1 protein-coding gene and 1 pseudogene are annotated in these 660 nt (G+C 64.1%); both read right to left on the bottom strand.

Features of this window, described 5'->3' with window-relative positions; all coding sequences use genetic code 11:
- A pseudogene (locus RCF13_RS23480) lies at window positions 1–302 on the bottom strand (flagellin); the annotation flags it as partial.
- Window positions 303–536: 234 nt separating this feature from the next.
- The coding region (locus RCF13_RS23475) for a flagellin (protein WP_253189396.1) at window positions 537–660 on the bottom strand (124 nt) is incomplete at its 5' end.

Below are 660 nucleotides of genomic sequence, written 5' to 3'. Positions count from 1 at the left end.
TTGGCCGACTGCACCGACAGCTCGCGGATGCGCTGCAGGTTATTACCGATTTCAACCATCGCGCCTTCGGCGGTCTGGGCCAGCGAGATGCCGTCGTTGGCGTTGCGCACGGCAACGTCCAGGCCGCGGATCTGCGTGCTGAAACGCTCGGAGATCGCCAGGCCGGCGGCGTCGTCCTTGGCGCTGTTGATGCGCAGGCCCGAGGACAGGCGCTGGATGGTGGTGGCGAGGCTGGAGCCGCTGGTCGACAGGTTGCGCTGTGCGTTCAGGGACATCACGTTGGTGTTGATGACTTGTGCCATTGCCGTTCTCCGAGAGTTGTATCTGGTGCTGGAAAGGGGAGGTCCCCGGGGGAGGACCGCTGGGGTGTTGTGCCCCGTTGATACCAATAACGACACCCCGCGCCAGACCTTTAGGGACTGCGCGAAAAGTTTTTTCGCCAATGTCAACGGGGGCGTGATTCCGCTCTCGCCCACACGCAGAAAGGCCGCCCGAAGGCGGCCTTTCCGTGGTGTTGCATGAACCGGTGCGGGGGATCAGCCCTGCAGCAGGCTCATCACGCTGGACGGCGACTGGTTGGCCTGGGCCAGCATCGCGGTACCGGCCTGCTGCAGGATCTGCGTGCGGGTCAGTTCAGCGGTTTCCTTGGCGTAGTCGGTG

Source organism: Stenotrophomonas maltophilia group sp. RNC7 (genome assembly GCF_030910085.1).
GTDB classification, from domain to species: Bacteria; Pseudomonadota; Gammaproteobacteria; order Xanthomonadales; family Xanthomonadaceae; genus Stenotrophomonas; species Stenotrophomonas sepilia.
Note: the sequence above shows the minus strand (reverse complement) of the source record. Positions and strands in the feature narration are given on the sequence as shown.